General features: G+C 59.6%; 1 pseudogene. It reads left to right on the forward strand.

The features are described 5' to 3' along the window. A pseudogene (locus EXE41_RS18860) lies at window positions 1–103 on the forward strand (IS1595 family transposase); the annotation flags it as partial. Window positions 104–287 lie beyond the last annotated feature (184 nt).

Here is a 287-nt window from a genome sequence, read left to right on the forward strand (position 1 = left end):
GGAGCAGGCCGCTCGGACCTACGGCTTCCTCCGGTCACTGAACCTTACTGGGGCACCGATCCACAGTCTCGTGGACTGTATCGCTGTCAATGTATTCCGCTAGTTCCGCCAGTCTACCGAAGAGCGATCTCGGAAGTAGCGCCACCAGCACGAACGAGATAGCGTCGACGACGATCCTCAGTATCGTCCACCTAGTCGTCGAGTCGACCACGTTCTACGGTGCCGTCGCGAAGGGCGTCGCCGCAGCGTTCGTTACCACCCTTGATCTGTGCGTTACCCGCTTTTGC

It is taken from the genome of Halorubrum sp. SD690R, assembly GCF_005435035.1.
Taxonomy (GTDB): Archaea; Halobacteriota; Halobacteria; order Halobacteriales; family Haloferacaceae; genus Halorubrum; species Halorubrum ezzemoulense.